Annotated in this window: 16 protein-coding genes; 12 read left to right on the forward strand and 4 right to left on the reverse strand. The window is 65.7% G+C overall.

Annotated features, from left to right (window positions below):
- Positions 1-80: 80 nt before the first annotated feature.
- Complete coding sequence (locus ACRARG_RS00395) at positions 81-1,079, reverse strand: ABC transporter substrate-binding protein (protein WP_432688001.1); 999 nt, start codon at positions 1,077-1,079, stop codon at positions 81-83.
- Positions 1,080-1,300: 221 nt separating this feature from the next.
- On the opposite strand from ACRARG_RS00395, the gene ACRARG_RS00400 reads away from it, so the two are divergent.
- Positions 1,301-1,690: a RidA family protein gene (locus tag ACRARG_RS00400; RefSeq protein ID WP_432688002.1), complete on the forward strand. Its 390-nt coding sequence runs from the start codon at positions 1,301-1,303 to the stop codon at positions 1,688-1,690.
- A gap of 17 nt (positions 1,691-1,707) precedes the next feature.
- Here the strand turns inward: ACRARG_RS00400 and ACRARG_RS00405 are convergent, their stop codons facing one another.
- Positions 1,708-2,700 (reverse strand): isopenicillin N synthase family dioxygenase, encoded by a 993-nt coding sequence (locus ACRARG_RS00405; RefSeq protein ID WP_432688003.1) that lies wholly within the window; start codon positions 2,698-2,700, stop codon positions 1,708-1,710.
- A 78-nt stretch (positions 2,701-2,778) separates the two neighbouring features.
- Complete coding sequence (locus ACRARG_RS00410) at positions 2,779-4,182, reverse strand: amidohydrolase family protein (RefSeq protein WP_432688004.1); 1,404 nt, start codon at positions 4,180-4,182, stop codon at positions 2,779-2,781.
- Between the two features lie 486 nt (positions 4,183-4,668).
- Between ACRARG_RS00410 and ACRARG_RS00415 the strand changes: the two genes are divergently transcribed.
- From ACRARG_RS00415 to ACRARG_RS00465, 11 genes are all read left to right on the forward strand, one after another.
- The gene (locus ACRARG_RS00415; RefSeq protein ID WP_432688005.1) at positions 4,669-6,204 is read left to right on the forward strand and encodes an acyl-CoA carboxylase subunit beta; all 1,536 of its coding nucleotides are present in this window, start codon (positions 4,669-4,671) and stop codon (positions 6,202-6,204) included.
- Positions 6,201-7,208: an ABC transporter ATP-binding protein gene (locus tag ACRARG_RS00420; RefSeq protein ID WP_432688006.1), complete on the forward strand. Its 1,008-nt coding sequence runs from the start codon at positions 6,201-6,203 to the stop codon at positions 7,206-7,208. Before ACRARG_RS00415 ends, ACRARG_RS00420 begins: the two co-directional genes overlap by 4 nt.
- Positions 7,205-8,227 (forward strand): ABC transporter ATP-binding protein, encoded by a 1,023-nt coding sequence (locus ACRARG_RS00425; protein WP_432688007.1) that lies wholly within the window; start codon positions 7,205-7,207, stop codon positions 8,225-8,227. Before ACRARG_RS00420 ends, ACRARG_RS00425 begins: the two co-directional genes overlap by 4 nt.
- Before the next feature lie 19 nt (positions 8,228-8,246).
- A complete protein-coding gene (locus ACRARG_RS00430) occupies positions 8,247-9,812 on the forward strand; it encodes an ABC transporter substrate-binding protein (protein ID WP_432688008.1) in 1,566 nt (521 codons plus the stop codon).
- Positions 9,813-9,882: 70 nt separating this feature from the next.
- Entirely contained in the window at positions 9,883-10,842 is a 960-nt protein-coding gene (locus ACRARG_RS00435; RefSeq protein ID WP_432688009.1) for an ABC transporter permease, read from the forward strand.
- On the forward strand, positions 10,839-11,726 hold the full coding sequence (locus tag ACRARG_RS00440; protein WP_432688010.1) for an ABC transporter permease: 888 nt from the start codon (positions 10,839-10,841) through the stop codon (positions 11,724-11,726). Before ACRARG_RS00435 ends, ACRARG_RS00440 begins: the two co-directional genes overlap by 4 nt.
- Positions 11,726-11,950: an acyl-CoA carboxylase biotin carboxyl carrier protein subunit gene (locus ACRARG_RS00445; protein ID WP_432688011.1), complete on the forward strand. Its 225-nt coding sequence runs from the start codon at positions 11,726-11,728 to the stop codon at positions 11,948-11,950. The genes ACRARG_RS00440 and ACRARG_RS00445 overlap by 1 nt, the downstream gene beginning before the upstream one ends.
- A complete protein-coding gene (locus ACRARG_RS00450) occupies positions 11,947-13,611 on the forward strand; it encodes an AMP-binding protein (protein WP_432688012.1) in 1,665 nt (554 codons plus the stop codon). Before ACRARG_RS00445 ends, ACRARG_RS00450 begins: the two co-directional genes overlap by 4 nt.
- Positions 13,608-15,323 carry an AMP-binding protein gene (locus tag ACRARG_RS00455; RefSeq protein WP_432688013.1) on the forward strand — a complete coding sequence of 572 codons (1,716 nt, stop codon included), beginning with the start codon at positions 13,608-13,610 and terminating at the stop codon, positions 15,321-15,323. The genes ACRARG_RS00450 and ACRARG_RS00455 overlap by 4 nt, the downstream gene beginning before the upstream one ends.
- A gap of 2 nt (positions 15,324-15,325) precedes the next feature.
- The gene (locus ACRARG_RS00460) at positions 15,326-18,583 is read left to right on the forward strand and encodes an acetyl-CoA carboxylase family protein (RefSeq protein ID WP_432691287.1); all 3,258 of its coding nucleotides are present in this window, start codon (positions 15,326-15,328) and stop codon (positions 18,581-18,583) included.
- Positions 18,584-18,622: 39 nt separating this feature from the next.
- Complete coding sequence (locus tag ACRARG_RS00465) at positions 18,623-19,402, forward strand: GntR family transcriptional regulator (protein WP_432688014.1); 780 nt, start codon at positions 18,623-18,625, stop codon at positions 19,400-19,402.
- 18 nt (positions 19,403-19,420) lie between these two features.
- Here the strand turns inward: ACRARG_RS00465 and ACRARG_RS00470 are convergent, their stop codons facing one another.
- Positions 19,421-20,293, reverse strand: coding sequence for an NAD(P)-dependent oxidoreductase (locus ACRARG_RS00470; RefSeq protein WP_480382047.1), 873 nt, complete (start codon positions 20,291-20,293; stop codon positions 19,421-19,423).

Genomic DNA, 20,293 nt, shown 5'->3' on the forward strand with positions numbered 1-20,293 from the left:
GAGAAGGTCCGTGCCGTCCCGCGGCGCCTGCGCCACGGGGGCCTTGTGGGCGCAGCCGTATCTGGCTGCGCCGGTTGGTCTTACTTCTTCAGGTCCATCCCGACCTTCTGGTTCACATAGTCGGTGGTGAAGGCGGCTTGCCAGTCGATGCTGTCTTCGATCACGCCGGCGTCGACCATCTTGGTGAAGAAATCCTCAACCTTTTCTGCGGTCATGGCACCGATGCCCATCGTCTCTGCATCGCCGGAGTCAACGATCCCTTCGGACAGCATCTTCTCGATCGCGTAGTCGATCTTGTCCTGCGTCATCTCCGGGTTGTCGGTCATGATCATCTCGTCAGCCGCAGAGTGATCACCGTAGAGGTAATTGTACCAGCCCTTGATCGACCCATCGACAAAGCATTTCACCTCTTCCGGCTTGGAGGCGATGGTATCTGCCATCGTCTCGATCGTGGTGGCGTAGGTGGAATAGCCCGCATCGGCGATCAGGAAGACGTCGGGTGTGAACCCGCCTTCTTTTTCAACCAGATAAGGCTCGGAGCTGAGATAGCCCTGCATGCCCTTGTCCTCGTCCGCCAGGAAGGGGCCGGGGTTGAACGTATAGGGTTCGCGCTGTTCGGGGGTGAAGCCATACTGGGCGATCATCCACTGGTAATAGGACTGATAGCCGTTGTCGCCGATCAGCAGCGTCAGGTTCTTGAGATCCTCAAAGGTCGACGCCTTGCCGGGATGGGCGAGGATAACCTGCGGGTGTTTCTGCATGACGGCGGCGACAGACACGACCGGCACGCCTTCCTTCACGGCGTTGAAGGCCTGCAGCAGGTCGCCGCCCATGTGGTAATCGATCTTGCCGGCCAGCAGCAGCGCGCGGTTGTTCACCTGCGGGCCGCCGGGCTGGATGGTGACTTTGAGGCCGCATTCCTCATAGGTGCCGTCCGCCACGGACTGGTAGAAACCGCCGTGCTCGGCCTGGGCCAGCCAGTTGGTGCCAAAGGACACTTCGGTCATATGGCTTTCGGCCTGGGCCATGGTCGCGGAGAGGGCCAGCGCCATGGCGGTGAGGGTTTTCAGTTGGGTCATTTGATTCTCCCGGTTGGTGTTTTTGTCAATTTTTCCAGATGGTTCAGGCGACGGACAGGGGGCGCCCCCGCATTCGCCACAAGCTTCTGTGTCTTGCTTAATTCTTGGGCGCTCGCAAGCATGTCGCCGGTTTGCAGAGCCTCGGGTTGCGTTGCCAGAAACGCGGACTTGGCCGCGCAGGGGCGCTTTGTCATGACTGTGCCAACCAGAGGAGAGCCGCCATGATCCGCAGCCTGTTGCCCCCCGATATCGCCCCGCCCTTTGCCCGCTATGCCCATGGTGTGGCGACGACAGGTACGGGGATTGTCGTGACCTCCGGCCAGCTGGGTCTGGCCGCCGATGGCACTGTGCCAGATGGGGCGGAGGCGCAGGCGCAGATCATTTTCGCCAATCTCGACGCGATCCTGAGGGAGGGCGGGACGAGCCGTAACCACCTGCTCCGCATCAACGCCTATGTCACCGACCGCAGCCATATGGCGGGATATATGGCGGCGCGGGATGCCTGGTTGCGGGACGTCAGCCATCTGCCTGCCTCCACCCTCGTGATCGTGAGCGGCTTTACCCGCCCCGAATTCGTGGTGGAGATCGAAGTGACGGCCGCCCTGCCCTGATATCCGCGCCGCCTGGGTCATTTCTTGTAATTCGCCCCCAGCCGCATGCGGATGTAATCGCCGCCGGTCATTGGCTCGTATTTCCGCTCCGGCCCCTCCAGCAGGGTATCGGTATTGGCCTGGGCGAAATAGACCATGGAGTAACGAGGCCCGAGATATTCCTCGGGCTTTGGCATCCGGACGCGGTGCAGCGTGGATTGCAGCCGGTCGTCGGACCAGCGCATCAGCATGTCGCCGATATTACAGGTGATGACCCCGTCCTGCGGCGGCACATCCGTCCAGGCGATGGCGCGGCCTTCGCTGTCCTTGAAGGGGCAGAGCTGCAGCCCGCCCTGCCCGGCCCGCTGGTGCAGCAGCGTCAGACAGTCGAAATCCGTATGCGCGCCCGCCCGCCAGAATTTGAAATCCTGCGGTTTGGCGTCCTCCATCCCAAGGTAATGGATCAGCCGCAGGGTCGACTGGTATTCGGGTTTCTGCGGGTCATGGCCATCGACAAAGAGGTTGGCCTCAAAGCCCAGCTTGTCCGCGAAACAGGCCAGCACCTTCATCGCCAGCGACCAGTTGTGCCGTTCAAAGGCCAGCATGGTGGCGCGGAAACCGGCGAGGTCGCTCTCTGACGGCCAGAGGCCCTGCATGCGCGGCAGGGTGATCTGGTAGCTTTCCTTGCGGTCGGCCGTGCCGGTGGAGGGGCGCACCTGCGCCATATATTCCCAGCCCGCATTGGTGCCGGGCTTCAGCGGAAACTGCTCTTTCGTTGCGGTCGGCAGGTCGAAGAACCCGCCGGAGAGGGCAAAGGCCTCATCCACCAGCTGCTGCGGGATACCGTGGTTGGTCAGCTGGAAGAAACCGATATCGGTGGCGGCGGACCAGAGCGCCTCCGTGATCTCGTCCCGCCGGTTGAAATAGTCCGACATGTCGATCTGGGGGATGTCGCGATGGACCTCCTCTCCATAGCCGCCGATGCGGGATTCCTTGGCGAGTTCGGCCATCTGGGTCGGGTCTGTGCTCATGATCTGTCCTCCTTCGGGACGGGTATGGGAGCAATGACCGGCGCGGGATTGCGCTGACTGCTTCTACTCCGGATGCGGTTAGGCATGGGCGGTCCGGGCCAGGGGTTCCGCCCCGGCCTCCCTTATTTTCTGGCTCAGGCGGCGGGTGACGCGGGCAGCGTCCTCTGCCAGCTCGGCCAGATCTAGGCCGGGGATGCGGCCGTGCTCGACAATCTGGCGGCCGCCGACAAAGCTGTGTTTGACCTGTGCGGCCCCGGTCAGGACAGGGGCCAGCGCCGGGTCATGCAGGCCGAAATTGCGCGGATGGGAGAGGTCGAAAAGCGCGATATCTGCGGCCATGCCGGGGGCGAGGAGGCCCGTCTGGTCGAACCCCAGCACCTCCGCCCCGCCGCGCGTGGCCCAGTGGATCAGGGCTTCGGCCTTTACGGCCCCGACGCCCTTGGTGGCCCGGTGCAAAGCGAAGGCGGAATAGAGCGCGGCCCCCATATCGGCGGCCTCATTGGCGCCCGCCCCGTCGACGGCCATTGACACCTTGCCACCCAGCCGGAACAGCGCCTCTGCGGGCGCGATGCCGGAGCCGAGCCGGGCATTGGCCTGCGGGCAATGCGCCATCCCCGCGCCGGTTTCGGCCAGCAGCGCGACCTCCCCCTCGGTCAGATCGACCAGATGGGCGAACCAGACATCCGGGCCCAGCCAGCCGTGATCCGCCAGCCAAGGCACGGGCCGCTTGCCATGCACCCGCTCGGTATAGGCCGCATAGCCGGTGTTTTCCGACAGATGCGCATGCAGGCGCAGGCCACGGGCGCGGGCATGCTGGGCGATTTCTGCCAGCATCTGCGGTTCCACGTTGAAACAGGGCGTCACCGGGGCGGAAGCGATGCGGGTCATGGCCAGCGGAGACGGATCGTGCCAGCGGTCGGCGGCCTGTTCGATGCCGGTGAGGAAGCCGTCAAACGTCTCGATCGGGGCGGGCGGCACGGCGGGGTCGTCAAAGGCGCGGCCCTTGGTCATGCCGCCGCGCGCCAGCAGGAAGCGGATGCCGAAGCGCTGCGCCTCGTCGAACAGGACCTCCGCCGGATCGTAGTCGTAAAGGGCGGAGAAGATGTAATGGTGGTCCGACACGGTCGTCGCGCCCGAAAGCACCAGTTCGGCCAGACCGATCCGGGCGGAGACGGCCAGCGTTTCAGCATCGATGAACGGCCAGTAGCTGTAGGGCACGCGCATCAGCCAGTCATCCAGCGCGGCATTCATGCCCTCCGGCACGGCCTTAAGCACCGACTGGAACAGGTGATGATGGGTGTTCACCAGACCGGGGGTCACCACGCAGCCGGTGGCGTCGATCACCCTTTCGCCGGGTTCGGGGCGGAGGTTTCCCATGTCCGCAATCAGCCCGTCCCGGATACGGATCGCGCCGCTGAACCGGGTGCCTTCGGCATCACCGGTCAGGCCATGCGCGATATTGGCGATCAGAAGGCCGGTCATGGCTGAACCTCAGGGCACAGGCAAAACGTCGGGATCTCGGGAACGAGGGCGGGCATAGCTACTCATCAATCGGTCTGGTCGCCCAGGGGCGCCGGAGGGGTCTCAACTGATGAGCAATGTCAGGGCGTGGGCCCCACCGCTTCTACTCGCTGACAGACTGACGCGGACTGTCCGGCTTGTCACAGGGATTCGGGCGGTATGATCATGAAAACCCTGATCGGCACCGGATATTGCACAATTCGGAGGCACGTTTTTGTACCACGCAGCGTCCCTGAGATGGACGCAACCGCAGCAATTGTGCGCGCCACCCTGTCAATTGTCAGGATTTTTTCATTCGCTTAAACAGCTGATTTAACTCTACTTAACGCATCGTTCAGTCATTTTCAGACGAGACTTCCGCGCCGCAGCGTTTGTAAATTGTTGACAATAAATGGACCCAGTGAAAGCCTGACCCCGTGGTTGGAGGACCACGCAGGGAGGAATTTCATGGACGGCTCGAACAGGCTGGGGGCGCTGGAAAAGCGCCGCAGCGACGCTATGCGCATGGGCGGTGCGGAGAAGGTGGCCAAGCACCATTCCCGCGGCAAGCTGGACGCCCGGGCGCGGATCGACCAGCTCTGCGATGCGGGTTCCTTCCGGGAGATCGGCAGCCTCAGCGGCGTGGGCGTCTACGGGCCGGACGGGGCGCTTGATCACCTCTCGCCCGCCAATTTCATCTTCGGCCGGGCCCGGATCGACGGGCGCGATTTGGTGGTCACGGCGGATGATTTCACGGTGCGCGGCGGGGCGGCGGATGCGTCGATCCGCGAGAAGGTCGTGCAGGCGGAGATGATGGCCTGGAGCCTGCGCCTGCCCCTGATCCGGCTGATCGACGGCACCGGCGGGTCCGTCCGCACGGTGGAAGCGATGGGGCGCACCTATGTCCCCGCCAACCCGGCCTGGGATTCGGTCATCCGCAATCTGGAGACGGTGCCGGTGGTGGCACTGGTGCTGGGCTCGGTCGCGGGGATCGCGTCGGCTCGCGCGGTTTCGGCCCATCTGACGGTCATGACGCGGTCGACCTCGCATATGTTCATCGCCGGGCCGCCAGTGGTGAAACGGATCGGGATCGAGACGGACAAGGATTCGCTTGGCGGGCCTGCCGTGCATGAGAAATCCGGCGCGGCCGATCTGGTGGTGGAGGACGAGGCGGCGGCCTTTGACGCGGCGCGCCGGTTCCTGTCCTTCCTGCCGTCCTCGGTCGGGGAAATGCCGCTGCGTGGTGCGCCTGTGGAGGTCGCCCCGGATGAGAGCCTGCGCGATATCGTGCCCGTGGACCGCCGCCGCACCTACCGGATGCGTGACGTGCTGGCCCGGGTGCTGGACCCCGACAGCCTGATGGAGATGGCGCCGAAATTCGGCCGGGCCACGATCACCGCCCTCGCCCGCGTCGATGGCTGTCCCGTGGCCGTTCTGGCGTCGGACCCGAATATCTACGGCGGCGGCTGGTCGGCGGAGACCTGTGACAAGGTCGCGCGCTTCCTCGATTTTGCGGAAACCTTCCGCCTGCCCGTCCTGCATTTCGTCGATATTCCCGGCTTCATGATCGGACCGGAGGCGGAGGCCGCAGGTACCATCCGGCGCGGCGCCCGCGCCATTGCCGCCGTCTACCGCGCCACGGTGCCGGTCATGGGGATCCTCGTGCGCAAATGCTTCGGCGTGGCGGGGGCGGCGCATATGAACCCCGAAGGGTTCCGGCATCGCGTCGCCTGGCCCTCGGGCGACTGGGGCTCCATCCCGCTGGAGGGCGGGATCGAGGCCGCCTATCGCGCGGAGCTGGAAGCAGCGCCGGATCGCGAGGCCAAGATGGCCGAGATCACAGAACGGCTGGAAGCCCTGCGCTCCCCCTTCCGCACGGCGGAGGCCTACGGGGTGGAGGAGATCATCGACCCGGCCGAGACCCGCGCGCATCTGGTCGATTTTGTGCATCTGGCGCAGCGGCGCCTGCTGCTGGACGCCCCCGCCGTGAGGTACCGGCCATGAGCGCGACCCCGATCCTAGATGTGAAGGACCTGAGCATCGGCTTCTCTGGCCGGCGCGGTCAGCCGGCGCTTCAGATCGTGCGCGATGTGTCCTTCCAGATCGCCCGGGGCGAACGCGTGGGGCTGGTGGGCGAGTCGGGCTGCGGGAAATCCGTCACGGGGCTGTCGCTGATGCGGCTTTTGCCGGGCACGGCGCAGATCGGCGGGCGGGTCAGCCTGGACGGGGTGGACATGGCCACGGCCTCCACCGCGCAGGTGCGCAGGATGCGGGGCAAGAAGATCGCGATGATCTTTCAGGAACCGATGAGCGCGCTCGACCCGGTTTTCCCGGTGGGCGAACAGATCGGGGAGGCGCTGCGGCTGCATGAGCGTGTCTCCAAGTCGGAGGAGAAGGACCGCGTGATCGCCGCGCTGGCCGATGTGGGCATCCCTGCGCCCGAAAAGCGCTACGGCGAATATCCGCACCAGCTGTCGGGCGGGATGCGGCAACGGGTGATGATCGCCATGGCGCTGATCAACAAGCCGGACCTCATCATCGCGGATGAGCCGACCACCGCGCTGGACGTCACGATACAGGCGCAGATCATGGAGCTGCTGACCAAGCTGTCGGAGGAAACGGGCACCGCGCTCCTTTTCATCACCCATGACCTGGGCGTGGTGGCGGAGACCTGCCAGCGTATGATTACCATGTATGCGGGAGAGATCGTGGAGGATGCCCCGGTCGATGCCGCGCTGATGGCGCCGCAGCATCCCTATACCTCGGGGCTCCTGCGTTCCCTGCCGCATTTCAACATGGAAAAGGGCAAATTCGCCTATATTCCCGGTCGCGTGCCTGCACCCATGGCCATGCCCAAGGGTTGCCGCTTTGCCGCGCGCTGCCCGCATGCGCAGGCGGCCTGTGCCCAGCCGCAGGAGCTGCGCCATGTGACCGCCGACCGCCGGGTCCGCTGCGGGCGCGCCGATGAGCTGAGCCTCGCGGGTGCGGTGGAAGGAGCGATGGCATGAAGGATACCCTGAGCCGCCCGGTGATGGAGGTCCGCGACCTGACCGTCCGTTTCCCCAGCCTCGACGGGACGGAGGAGGTGCGCGCGGTCGATGGCGTCAGTTTCGAGATCCGCGCCGGAGAGACCTTTGGCGTGATCGGCGAAAGCGGGTCGGGAAAGTCGACCGTAGGCCGGACGTTGGTCGGGCTGCTGGAGCCCTCCAGCGGGACGCTGAAATTCGACGGGCAGGACCGGGCCAGCATGTCCAAGCGCGACTGGCGGGTGGCCCGGCGCGCCTATCAGATGATCTTTCAGGACCCGAACGCCGCGCTGAACCCGCGGATGACGATCCTCGACAGCCTGATCGAGCCGATGAAGATTGCGGGCGGACGTTCGGCGGCTGAGATGCGGGACACGGCGCTGGCGGCCCTGGAAAAGGTCGGGCTGCGGCGGGACATGGCGCAGCGCTACCCGCATGAGATGTCGGGCGGGCAGAAGCAGCGGGTGAATATCGCGCGGGTGCTGCCGCTCGACCCCAAGCTGGTGGTCTGCGACGAGGTGGTGGCGGCGCTGGATGTGTCTATCCGGGGCGAGATCCTGAACCTCTTCAAAGAGTTGCAGGCGGATATGGGGCTGGCCTATGCCTTTATCGCGCATGATATCTCTGTCGTGGCGCAGATCAGCGACCGGATCGCGGTGACCTATCTGGGCCAGTTTGTCGAACTGGGCCCGACCGAGGGGATCATCGAGGCCCCGCTGCACCCCTACACCATCGCCCTGCTGTCGGCCGAGCCGCAGCCCCTGCCCGCCCATCTGCGCCACCGGCGTCGGATGGTGCTGGAGGGCGATATCCCGAGCCCGGTGAACCCGCCATCGGGCTGCCGTTTTCATACCCGTTGCCCTTGGGCCACGGAGCGCTGCGCCGGAGAGGAGCCGGCGTGGCGCGAGCTCAGACCCGATCACCGGGTCGCCTGCCACCATGCCACGCCAGAGGGGCTGCCGCCCCTGCCGGACCGGGGCGCGGGGCAGATTTCGGAATGATGACAGGGAGGACATCGTCATGACATCGAAGACCGACAAATTGATAAACGCGCTGCCACCGCTGCGCCGCAGGCAGGTGCTGGCGGGGATGGCGGGGGCTGCGGCTGTCGGTATGCTGCCGAAGGGCGCCTGGGCGCAATCCGGCAACGTGCTGAAGATCCGCGCCAATTCCAACCCGTCGAGCCTCGATCCGACCACGGGCGGCGCGGGCTCTGACCATGTGTTCCTGTATAATTTCTACGACACGCTGGTGGACTGGGAACCGGCCACGCTGGCGCCCAAGCCGGGGCTGGCGGAGAGCTGGGAATTCACCGATCCGCAGACGCTGGTGCTGAAGCTCGTCTCCGGCGCCACCTTCCACGATGGCACGCCCTTCAATGCAGAGGCGGTGAAGTTCAACCTCGACCGTAACCGCACCGCGCAGCTGTCCAACATCAAGAAGGACGTGGCCAATGTGGCGGAGGTCGAAGCGACCGATGAGCTGACCGTCACGCTGAAACTTTCGGCCCCCGATACCGCCCTGCCGCTGATCCTGTCGGACCGCGCTGGCATGATGGTGTCGCCCACGGCGCTCGGCAACGATCCTGAGGCGAATGTGGACCGCGCACCGGTCGGCACTGGCCCGTGGAAATTCGTCAGCTGGACGGATGGCGAACAGGTCACCGGCGAACGCTTTGCCGAACACTGGCGCGATGGCGTGCCGGGGGTGGACGGCATCCAGCTGTTCATCATCCCGGAATCCGCCACGGGCCTGCGCGCCATCCAGTCCGGTCAGGTCGATCTGGCCTATCAGCTGGACGAGCGGCAGCAGCAGCTGGTCGACAAGATGCCCAACCTGACGCTGGTGGCGGGGCCGACGCTCTATATCTATCAGGTCTATGTGAACTCCGCCCGTGGTCCGTTGCAGGACGTACGGGTGCGGCGCGCCATGTCCATGGCGATTGACCGGGACGCCTATGTGCAGGTGACGCAGGCCGGTGTGGGCGAGCCCGCCTATATGAACCTGCCCAAGGCGCACTGGGCCTTTTCGGAGGAGGCCGCGGCGTTGACCACCTTTGACGTCGACGGCGCGATGGAGCTGATGAAGGAGGCCGGTTACGGCGACGGGATCGAGCTCGACATGCGGGGCTATCCCGATCAGGGCTCTGTTCAGCGGCAGGAATTCCTGCTGGCGCAATGGGCCAAGATCGGCGTGAAGGGCCGGTTCACCAATGCGCCCATCCCCGAGGCCTCGGGCCGGTTCTTCGGTGAGGAGAAGGTGGGCGACATCCTGCTCTCCGCCTGGACCGGGCGCCCGGATCCCAGCCTGACCTATGCGCTGATGTATGCCGAGAGCTCCTACTACAACCCGGGCCGTGTCGCGCCGCCCGAGGGCTATGACGAGGCGCTGCAGAAAAGCCGGGAGACGAACGATCAGACAGAGCGCGCCGCTGCCCTGTCGACCGTTCAGAAGCTCGCGATGGAGGCGCAGCTCTGCATCCCGCTGTCGATCCGCTACGAAGTCGATGCGACCACCGACAAGGTCAAGGATTTCGAGGCGAACCTGCTGGGCAAGCCGAAGTTCCGCGATGTGAAACTCGGCTGAGGCCCGGGCCCGGCCGCTCCCGTGGCCGGGCCATTTTCCCCGAAGGTTCTGACCCCCGGATGATGACCAGATGATGAACGCCCTGCAAAGACGCATGCTCCGCCGCCGCCTCGTGCAGGCGGTGCCGGTGCTGATCCTCGCCACCTTCTCCGTCTTCATGCTGCTGAAGCTCTTGCCGGGCGATGTGGCGATCACGTTGGCCGGTGAAAACGCGACCGAAGAGAGGATCGAGGAGATCCGGCGTCTCAACGGGCTCGACCGGCCCTTGCTGGTGCAATACGGGTCCTGGGCGATGAACGCCGTACAGGGGGATCTGTCCGCCTCGCTGCTCTCGGGCGAAGAGGTCACGACCACCCTCGCCCGCGTCTTTCCCAATACGCTCTTCATCGTGTGCTACGCGATCCTTTTGTCGGTGCTGATCGGCGTGCCGCTGGGGTTGCTGGCGGCGGCGCGATCGGGCGGCGTCGCGGACCGGCTGGTGATGGTCGGATCGTCGGTCGGGGTGGCGCTGCCGAATTTCTGGATCGCCATGATCTTTGTGGTGATCTTTGCGCTGAACCGCAGCTGGTTCCCGGCGACGGGATTTGTCTCTCCCTTCCAGGACATTGGCGCGGCAATCTGGCATGCGACCCTGCCGGCCGTCGCGCTGGCCGCATCGGGCATTGCCGAGGTCGCGCGGCAGCTCAGGTCGTCGCTGGTGGAAGTGCTGGGGTCGCAGCATTTCCGCACCCTGCATGCCAAGGGGCTGCCCTTCCGGGCGATCCTCTGGAAACACGGGCTGCGCAATGTCTCGGTCAACCTGCTGACCGTGATTTCGCTGCTGGTGAACCGGACCCTCGCCGCCACGGTGGTGGTGGAGGTCGTCTTTGCCATCCCCGGCATGGGCAACACCATCGTCAACGCCACCCTGCAGCGCGACTTCCCGGTCGTTCAGGGGGCGGTGCTGGTCATGGTGCTGACCGTCATCGCCGTGAACCTGATCACCGACATGCTCTATTCCGTTCTTGACCCGAGGATCAGCCAGCGATGACCGATGCCACGGCCCCCCGTACCGAAGCGCAGATCGACCGCGACGGGTTCCTGACCCGGTTCCGGCACTGGCTGATGGATGATCCCGTCGCCGCCGCCGGGCTGCTGATCCTGCTGGTGATCATCTGCTGCGCCATTTTCGCGGGCCAGATCGCGCCCTATGACCCGACGCTGCAGGACTATAACGTCATGCTGGAGGGGCCGTCGCGCGCCTATTGGCTGGGCACGGATGACCTGGGGCGCGATGTCTTTTCCCGCCTGATCTATGGCGCGCGGGCCTCTGTCTATGCGGCCTGTCTGGCGGTTGGCGTGGCCTCTGTCATCGGGATCCCGGTGGGGCTGATCGCGGGCTATGCGGGCGGCTGGGTGGATGAGGTGATCTCTCGTATCATCGACACCTTCCTGTCCTTTCCGGCAATCGTGCTGGCCATCGCGGTGACGGGCGTTCTGGGCATCGGGCTGACCAATGCGATGCTGTCGGTGGGCATCGTCTTTGCGCCGCAGCTGGCGCGGCTGGCGCGGGCCCGGACGCTGGTGCTGAAGCAGGAGCTTTACGTCGATGCGGCGCGCTGTTTCGGCGCCTCCACCTGGACGATCCTGACCCGGCATATCCTGCCCAATGCGATCCAGCCGGTGCTGGTTCAGATGACGCTCCTGATGGCGGTGGCGCTGCTGGCGGAGGCGTCGCTGTCGTTCCTCGGGCTGGGCATGCAGCCGCCCGACAGCTCCTGGGGGTCGATGATCGCGCGCGCCTATCTCTATGCGCAGATCGCGCCCGCGCAGATGTATGCGCCCGGCCTCGCGATCCTCGTCACGGCGCTGGCATTCAACACGGTGGGCGAGTCGCTGCGCGAGGCGCTTGATCCCACCTCCCGGAGGTCCTGATGGAAATGGAACTGAAAAGCGACGTCGCGGGCCGGGTTTGGCAGATCGCGGCAGCGCCCGGGACGGAGGTCGCGGCGGGCGATCCGGTCCTCATCGTGGAAGCGATGAAGATGGAGATCCCCGTTGTGGCGGAACGTGCGGGCAAGGTTGTCCGCCTGCTGGTTTCGGAGGGCGACGAGGTGGCGGAAGATCAGACCGTCGCGCTGCTGGAGGTCACGCCATGACGCCGGAGGAGATCTTTGCCGTCATGACCCGCGACGGCGATGTGGTGCGGGATGTCTTCGACGCGCATGTGGCGGCGCAGCCCGACAAGCTTTTCATCCATCACGGGGATAGCGACACGTCACTCAGCTTTGCCGAGGTTCGGGCTCGGGCCGACCGGATGGCGGCGGGGCTCGCGGCGCTTGGGGTCGGTAAGGGCGATCATGTGTCAGTCCATGCCAAGGACGCGCTGGTTTCTGCGCTGGCCATGTTCGCGATCTGGCGCTGCGGGGCGGTCTTTGCGCCGCTCAACTACAATCTGCGCGGGTCTTTCCTGGCCTACCAGATCAGCGACACCGGGCCCAAGGTCATCATCGCCGATGCGGAGGGCGTGCAGATCGTCAACGACCATCGCGCCGACCTGCCCGCGTTCACGCTGGTGGGCCCCGGCGGCGATATCGCGACGCTCGACGGGACGGAGGTGCCGGATGTGCCGCTCAGCCCGACCGATCCGGCGGCGATCATCTATACCTCCGGCACCACCGGCCCCGCCAAAGGGGTGAAGCTGGGGCATCGCTGGATCAACCAGTATTGCTTTGGCTCGCGCATCTCCAACTCCGAGGAGGATGTCTTTCACTGCGATCTGCCGATGTACCATGTCGGCGGCGCGTTCAGCATCTTTGCGCGGGCGGCCTGGATGGGGGCGAGCATCGGGCTCTGGGACCGGTTTTCCGCCACGACCTTCTGGGACCGGATCGCGCGTGTCGGGGCGACGGCGGCGACGCTGCTCGACGTGATGATCCCGCATATCCTGTCGCAGCCCGCGACGACGGAAGACCGGAACAACACGCTCAACAAGGTGCATATCCAGCCCTATTCGGTCCGGCACCACGAATTCGCACAGCGCTTCGGGGTGGATTTCATCACCGTGGGCTTTGGCCAGACCGAAAGCGGGTCGGTCTTTGGCGCGGTGATCGACGAATTCCCCGGCGAAGAGGGCACGCCCCCGGCCTATTGGCGCGGGCCGTCCAAGGCCGACTACCTCGCCGCGGCCCGGGAGGTCGGGCGGCCCATTTTCGATGGCCGCGAAGACCTGCCCAAGGGGCTGATGGGCCAGCCATCGAGGCTGCTGGAGGTTGCAGCGCTGGATGAGGAAGACATGCCGGTGCCCGATGGCACGGTTGGCCAGCTCTGCATCCGGCCCCGTTTCCCGGCGATGCTGCTGCAGGAATATATCAACAAGCCCGAGGCGACGCTGAAGGTGCTGAGGAACTGCTGGTTCCACACGGGCGATGCGGTGCGCAGGCGGGCGGAGGACGGGCATTACGTTTTCATCGACCGGATGGGCGGGTTCTTTCGCGTGCGGGGGGAGAATGTGAGCTCTTTCGAGGTGGAAAGCGTGCTGGTCCGGATCGCGGGCGTGCGCGCCGTGGCCGCCGTTCCGGTGCCTGCAAGTGCGGGCGAAGAGGATGACATCGCCGTCTTTCTGGAATGCGAGGACGGGGTCAGCCTCAGCGAAGAGCAGGTGCGGCAGCATGCGGCGGCGGAAATGCCCCGCTACATGCACCCCCGCCATATCCGTTTCGTCTCGGCCCTGCCGGTGACACCCACGAACAAGATCGAGAAATACAAGCTCAGGACCGGGCTCCTGCAGGAGCTGGCGGCGATGGAGGAGAGGACATGAGCGATACCCCCGAGGTGACGGCCTATCTGGCCGATGTGGCGGCGCGGCAGGCGAAGATCTGGCCCGCCCAGTTGGACCGCGAGGTCAGCTATCCGCTGGGCGAGATCCCCCTGACCGCCCATGTCGCCCATTGGGCCAGGGAAACGCCCGATGCGCCGTCGGTCATCTACTACGGGACGGAGCTGAGCTGGGCAGAGCTTGACGCCCAGTCCAACCGTTTTGCGGCGTTGCTGGGCGCGCGTGGGATCGCCAAAGGGGACCGCGTGGCCATCTTCATGCCGAACTGCCCCCAGTTTCACGTCGCCTTCTTCGGCATCCTCAAGGCGGGCGCGGTGCATGTGCCGGTCTCGCCCCTCTCGACCGCCGACGAGCTGGCCTATGTGCTGAAGGATACCGATGCGCGGATGCTCGTGCTGCTCGACACGCTCTGGCCGGTGGCAGAGGCGGCCATCCCCGGCACGAAGGTGGAGGAGGTCTTTTCGACCGCACTGGCAGAGGTCCTGCCGGAGACCCCCACGATCAACCTGCCCGCCACGGTCGCGACCAAGCCGCGCCCCTGCCCCGGCACAACTGCTTTTCTGCCTGAGATCAGTAGCTTCCCGGCCGATCCTGTTGCGCTGGATGACCTCGACAGCCCCGCAGCGCTGAACTACACCGGCGGCACGACGGGCATGCCCAAGGGCTGTATCCATACGCAGCGCGACATGATCTTTACCGGCGCCGCCAACTGGTCGGTCACGACCGGGCGCGCCAAGGGGGTGAGCCTGTCGTTTTTCCCCGAGTTCTGGATCGCGGGCGAGAATGCCGCGCTCGTCATGCCGCCCATGACCGGGGAGCCGCTGGTGCTGCTGACCCGCTGGGATCCGCTGGGCGTGCTGCAGGCGATCGAGCGGTACGGGGTCACCACCACGGCCATCATCGTCGACGGCGCGGTGGAGCTGATGAACCGGCCTGATTTCAAGGAGTTCGACCTGTCGTCCCTCAACCGTGTCCGGGTCGTCAGCTTCGTCAAGAAGCTCGACACCGACATCCGCAAGCGCTGGTTCGACCTGACTGGCACCGTGCTGGCAGAGGCCGCCTGGGGGATGACGGAAACCCATACCTCCAACACCTTCACCAGCCATATGCAGGATGATGATTTCGACCTGAAGCAGCAGCCGGTGTTCGTGGGCCTGCCCCTGCCGCAGACCGATTTCGTGATCCGCGATTTCGACACCCATGCCATCGTGCCGCTGGGCGGCGAAGGCGAGATCACCGTGCGCACGCCCGCCCTGCTTAAAGGCTACTGGCGCCGGGAGGATGCGACGGCGGAGGCGATCCGCGACGGCTTCCTTCATACTGGCGATATCGGCGTGCTGGATGAGATGGGTTATCTGCATTACCTCGGCCGCCGCAAGGAAATGCTGAAGGTGCGCGGCATGTCCGTCTTCCCGGCAGAGATCGAGGCGGTGCTGGGCAAGCATCCGGGCGTGCAGGGCTCTGGCGTCGTGGGGCGCACCGATGCCCATGCCGGGCAGATCCCCGTGGCTTTTGTCCAGCCCGCTGATCCGGAACTTACGCCGGAGGGGCTGACCGCCTGGCTTTCCGAAAAACTGAGCAAATACAAAATCCCCGAAATCCGTCTGGTCGAGGCGCTGCCGATGACCGCCACCGGCAAGGTGCGCAAGGCGGAGCTTTCGAAATGGGTGGATGACAAGGAACTGACCGCGTGACCATGAAGACCCTGATGATTGCCAACCGGGGCGAGATCGCGCTGCGGATCGCCCGGACCGCCGCTGACGCCGGAATTGCCGCCGTGGCCGTGCACCCCGCCGATGATGCCCTGTCGCTGCATGTGCTGCGCGCCGACCGGGCGGAGCTGTTGCCGGGCATGGGGGCGCGCGCCTATCTCGACGTGGCGGAGGTCGTGGCGGCGGCGAAACGCGCCGGGGCGGATGCGGTGCATCCGGGCTATGGCTTCCTGTCGGAGAATGCGGAGTTCGCTAAGGCTGTCGAGGAGGCCGGGATGGTCTTTGTCGGGCCGACGCCCGCATCGCTGGCGCTTTATGGTGACAAGGTCGCGGCGCGGAAACTGGCGGAACGCTGCGGCGTGCCGGTGGTGCCCGGCACGCCCGACCCGGTGGATGGCGCGGCGGCGGAGGCCTTCTTTGCCAAGCTGCCCGAGGGGGCCGCGATGATCGTCAAGGCCGTCGCAGGCGGCGGCGGGCGCGGCATGCGGGTGGTGCGCAGCGCGGCAGAGGCCGCCGATGCCGTGGCAGCCGCTTCGCGGGAGGCCACGGCAGCCTTTGGCAATGGCGATGTCTATGTCGAACGGTTCATCGAAACCGCCCGCCATATCGAGGTGCAGGTGCTGGGCGACGGTCAGGGTGGCATCGCGATCCTTGGCGAACGCGACTGCACCCTGCAGCGCCGCCACCAGAAGGTGATCGAGATCGCACCGGCCCCCGATCTGCCGGAGGCGACGCGCGAGTTGCTCCACCAGCATGCCCGCGATCTGGCCGCGGCGGGGCAGTACCGCAGCCTCGGGACGTTCGAATTCCTAATGGATGTGGCCACGGGCGAGGTGTTCTTTATCGAGGCGAACCCCCGCATCCAGGTCGAGCATACGATCACGGAAGCGATATTCGACATCGATCTGGTCGCCCAGCAGATCCGGATCGCCGATGGCGCGAAGCTTGCGGACCTTGCGCTGCCGGCAACCCCGCGCGGCTTTGCCGTTCAGGCTCGGGTGAATATGGAGAAGATCGGCGCAGACGGGTCGATCCGCCCCTCCGGCGGGACGCTAGCCGCCTATGATCCGCCGGCGGGCCCCGGCATCCGCGTGGACGGGTTCGGCTATGCGGGCTATCGCACATCGACATCCTACGACTCCCTGCTGGCCAAGGTCATCGCACGGGGTGACACATTCGCCTCTGCCCTGAGCCGGACCGAACGGGCGCTGTCGGAGTTCCGCATCGACGGGTTCGACACCAACCTGCCCTGGCTGCGCGCCCTGCTCGCCCGGCCGGAGATGAGAGACTACACCGTTTCCACCCGCTTTATCGAGGCGCAGGCGGAGGCGCTGGCCACCGCCACGGCGGAGATGCCGCGCGCGGGGTTTGGCGCTGCGGCGACGACCGATGCGACGGAAGAAACGGCCAAGACCGTGCCCGAAGGCGAGACAGCGATCCGCGCGCCCATGCAGGCCACGGTCTTTGAGCTGCGGGTCAAGGAAGGTGATGAGGTCGCCAAGGGTCAGGTCGTGGCGCTGCTGGAAGCGATGAAGATGGAACATGCGATCGAGGCGCCGGTCTCGGGCCGCATCGGCGCGGTGCTGACGGAGGTCGGCCAGACGCTGATGCCCGACGCGCCGATCCTGTCGATCCAGCCGGGTGACGGGCCGGATGCGGCGGCGACGGAGGAGGAGGAGATCGACCTCGACGCCGTGCGCCCCGACCTGCAGGAGCTTTTCGACCGGGAGGCCATGGGCCTCGACCCTGCCCGGCCTGACGCCGTGGCCAAACGGCACAAGCGCGGCCAGCGGACGGTGCGGGAAAACCTCGCCGATCTGTGCGATCCCGGCACGTTCAACGGCTATGGCGATCTGGCCATCGCCGCGCAGAGCCGCCGTCGCACCCGCGAGGATCTGGAGAAGAACACAACCGGCGACGGCATCCTGACCGGCACCGGGGCCGTGAATGGCGATCAGTTCGGCCCGGACCAGTCCCGCGTGGCCTTTGCCATGGGCGATTACACCGTGCTGGCGGGGACGCAGGGGCAGCGGCATCACCGCAAGCTGGACCGCATCTTCTCCCTCGCCGGGCAGCATGACCTGCCGCTGGTCTTCTTTGCCGAAGGCGGCGGCGGACGGCCCGGCGATACGGATCGCGCCACGGTGGCGGGGCTCGACGGGCACAGCTTTGCGGCCTTTGCGGCGCTGTCGGGCAAGGTGCCCGTCGTAGGCGTTGTCGCCGGTCGGTGTTTTGCAGGCAATGCCGCGCTTCTGGGGTGCTGCGACGTGATCATCGCGACGGAGGACAGCAATATCGGCATGGCCGGTCCCGCGATGATCGAGGGCGGCGGTCTGGGTGTTTACACGCCGGAGGAGGTCGGACCCATCGACGTGCAGGATGCCAATGGCGTCGTCGATATCCGCGTGAAGGACGAGGCGGAGGCCTGTGCCGTCGCCAAGAAATACCTGTCGTATTTCCAAGGGGATACGACCGGCTACACCGTGCCCGACCAGCGGCTCCTGCGCCGGGTCATCCCCGAAAACCGGCTGCGGGTCTATGAGATCCGCGATGTGATCGACATCCTTGCCGACGAAGGGTCGGTGCTGGAGCTGCGGCGCGGCTGGGGGCCGGGCATGGTCACCGCGCTGATCCGGATCGAAGGCAAGGCCTATGGGCTGATCGCCAACAATCCCAAGCATCTGGGCGGCGCGATTGATGCCGATGCGGCGGACAAGGCCGCGCGGTTCATGCAGCTCTGCGATGCGCATGGGCTGCCGGTGCTGTCACTCTGCGACACGCCCGGCTTCATGGTGGGGCCCTCGGCGGAGAAGACCGCGCTGGTGCGCCATGTCTGCCGGATGTTTGTCACGGGTGCGTCCATGCGGGTGCCGGTCTACGCGGTGGTGCTGCGCAAGGGCTATGGCCTGGGCGCACAGGCGATGGTGGCCGGCGGGTTCAAGGAATCCGCCATCACCCTGTCCTGGCCCACCGGGGAATTCGGCGGCATGGGGCTGGAAGGTGCCGTGCGGCTGGGCTTCCGCAAGGAGCTGGAAGCAGAGACGGATCCGGAGAAGAACAAGGTGCTCTTCGACAAGTTGCTGGCGGATTTCTATGACAATGGGAAGGCCGTGAACTATGCCGCCGCGACAGAGATCGATGCGGTGATCGACCCGATGCTGACCCGCAACTGGATCCTGAATGCCACAAATGCCGCCCCTGTCCGCGAAAGGGGCCTGCGCGGATTTGTCGATACATGGTAAGAGGTTGCCGCCCCGCGGCTTTTGAAGACTGGTAAAGGAATGGTGACGAAACCCCACCCGATCACGGCCTCGCTCTCGGGCCTGACAGAGGCGCGCGCGGCGAGTGTTCCGCCCATGCGGCGCCAGCGCCGGGCGCTGACCACGGCCGAACAGATCGCGGAATATTGCGGCGCGATGATCGTGGAAGGGCGGATCGCGGCTGGCGAGCGGCTGGGCGAGGAAAAGCTTGCCGATCTCTACCGCGTCAGCCGGGGACCGGTGCGCGATGCCTTCCGTATCCTCGAAAAGCGGCGGCTGGTGGAAATCCTGCCGCGTCGCGGGGCCTTTGTGCGGCCGGTCACGCGCATGTCCATCGCGGATCTGTTCAATGTCCGCAATGCGCTGGCGGGCATGGCCGCCGCCACAGTGGCCCGTCGCGTCGACATGGAGCCCGACAGCAATGTCATGCTCAAGATCGACCGGCGGCTGGGTCAGCTGCGCGCCATGGCCGATATGCCGGGCTGCGATCCGCTGGACTTTACGTTCCAGCTGACCCGCATCGTTTACACGATCATTGTCACCAGCGGGAACAAGCTGCTGGAGGAAATCTGGGCCGAGCTGAACGATCACACCTTCTGGACGGCGATCTGGAAGACGCCGCAGGATTGCCTGACCGGGGCGGAACGTCGCGAAAGGCTGGCCCAGGTCGAGGCCAGTATCGAGGCAATCCGCAGCGGCGATCCGATGGCGGCGGAGCACGCGCTGCGGTTCTGGCTGGATCTGATCCGGGACCGGGTGCTGTGCAATCTGGACGCCAACCGTCCGTCCGGCCTGACCTGACCGCGCCGCCCCGAGCGCTTAACCGAGCGCAGCGAGCCGCTTCAGCAGCGAGGACGTGTCCCACCGGCCGCCGCCCATCTTCTGGACGTCCTTGTAGAACTGATCCACCAGAGCTGTCACGGGAAGCGATGCTCCGATCTCATCGGCGGTATTGAGGCAGATCGCGAGGTCCTTGCGCATCCAGTCCACCGCAAAACCATGGTCATACTGATCCGCGAGCATCGTCTTGAACCGGTTCTGCATCTGCCAGGACCCGGCAGCCCCCTGGGAAATCACTTCGACCACCGCTTCGCCGTCCAGTCCGGCCGACTGGGCGAAATGCAGGGCCTCGCTCAGGCCCTGAACCAGACCGGCGATGGCAATCTGGTTGCACATCTTGGTGGTCTGCCCGGCACCGATCCCGCCCATGCGGCGGCAGATCTTGGCATAGGCGTCGATCACCGGCTCGGCCTTGGCATAATCGGCGTCTTCGCCGCCACACATGACCGACAGCGCGGCGTTCTGCGCCCCCGCCTGCCCGCCCGAGATCGGCGCATCGACATAGCCGATCCCGCCGCCCGAGGCGACAGCGGCCAGATCGCGGGTCACTTTGGCGGAAACGGTGGTGTGGTCGACCAGGATCGCGCCTTCGTCCATGCCGCCAAAGGCGCCCTCCTTGCCGGTGCAGACATTGCGCAGATCGTCGTCATTGCCCACGCAGGTCATCACAAATTCGGCACCCTTGGCCGCGTCGCGCGGGGTCGTCTGCAGCGTTCCGCCGTATTCCTTCACCCAGGCCTCCGCCTTGGTGACAGTGCGGTTGTAGACCGTGACCTCATGGCCCGCAGCTTTCAGATGACCGGCCATCGGATAGCCCATTACGCCCAGACCCAGAAATGCGACCTTTGCCAT

This window comes from Pseudooceanicola profundi, from assembly GCF_050897955.1.
Classification (GTDB): domain Bacteria; phylum Pseudomonadota; class Alphaproteobacteria; order Rhodobacterales; family Rhodobacteraceae; genus Pseudooceanicola.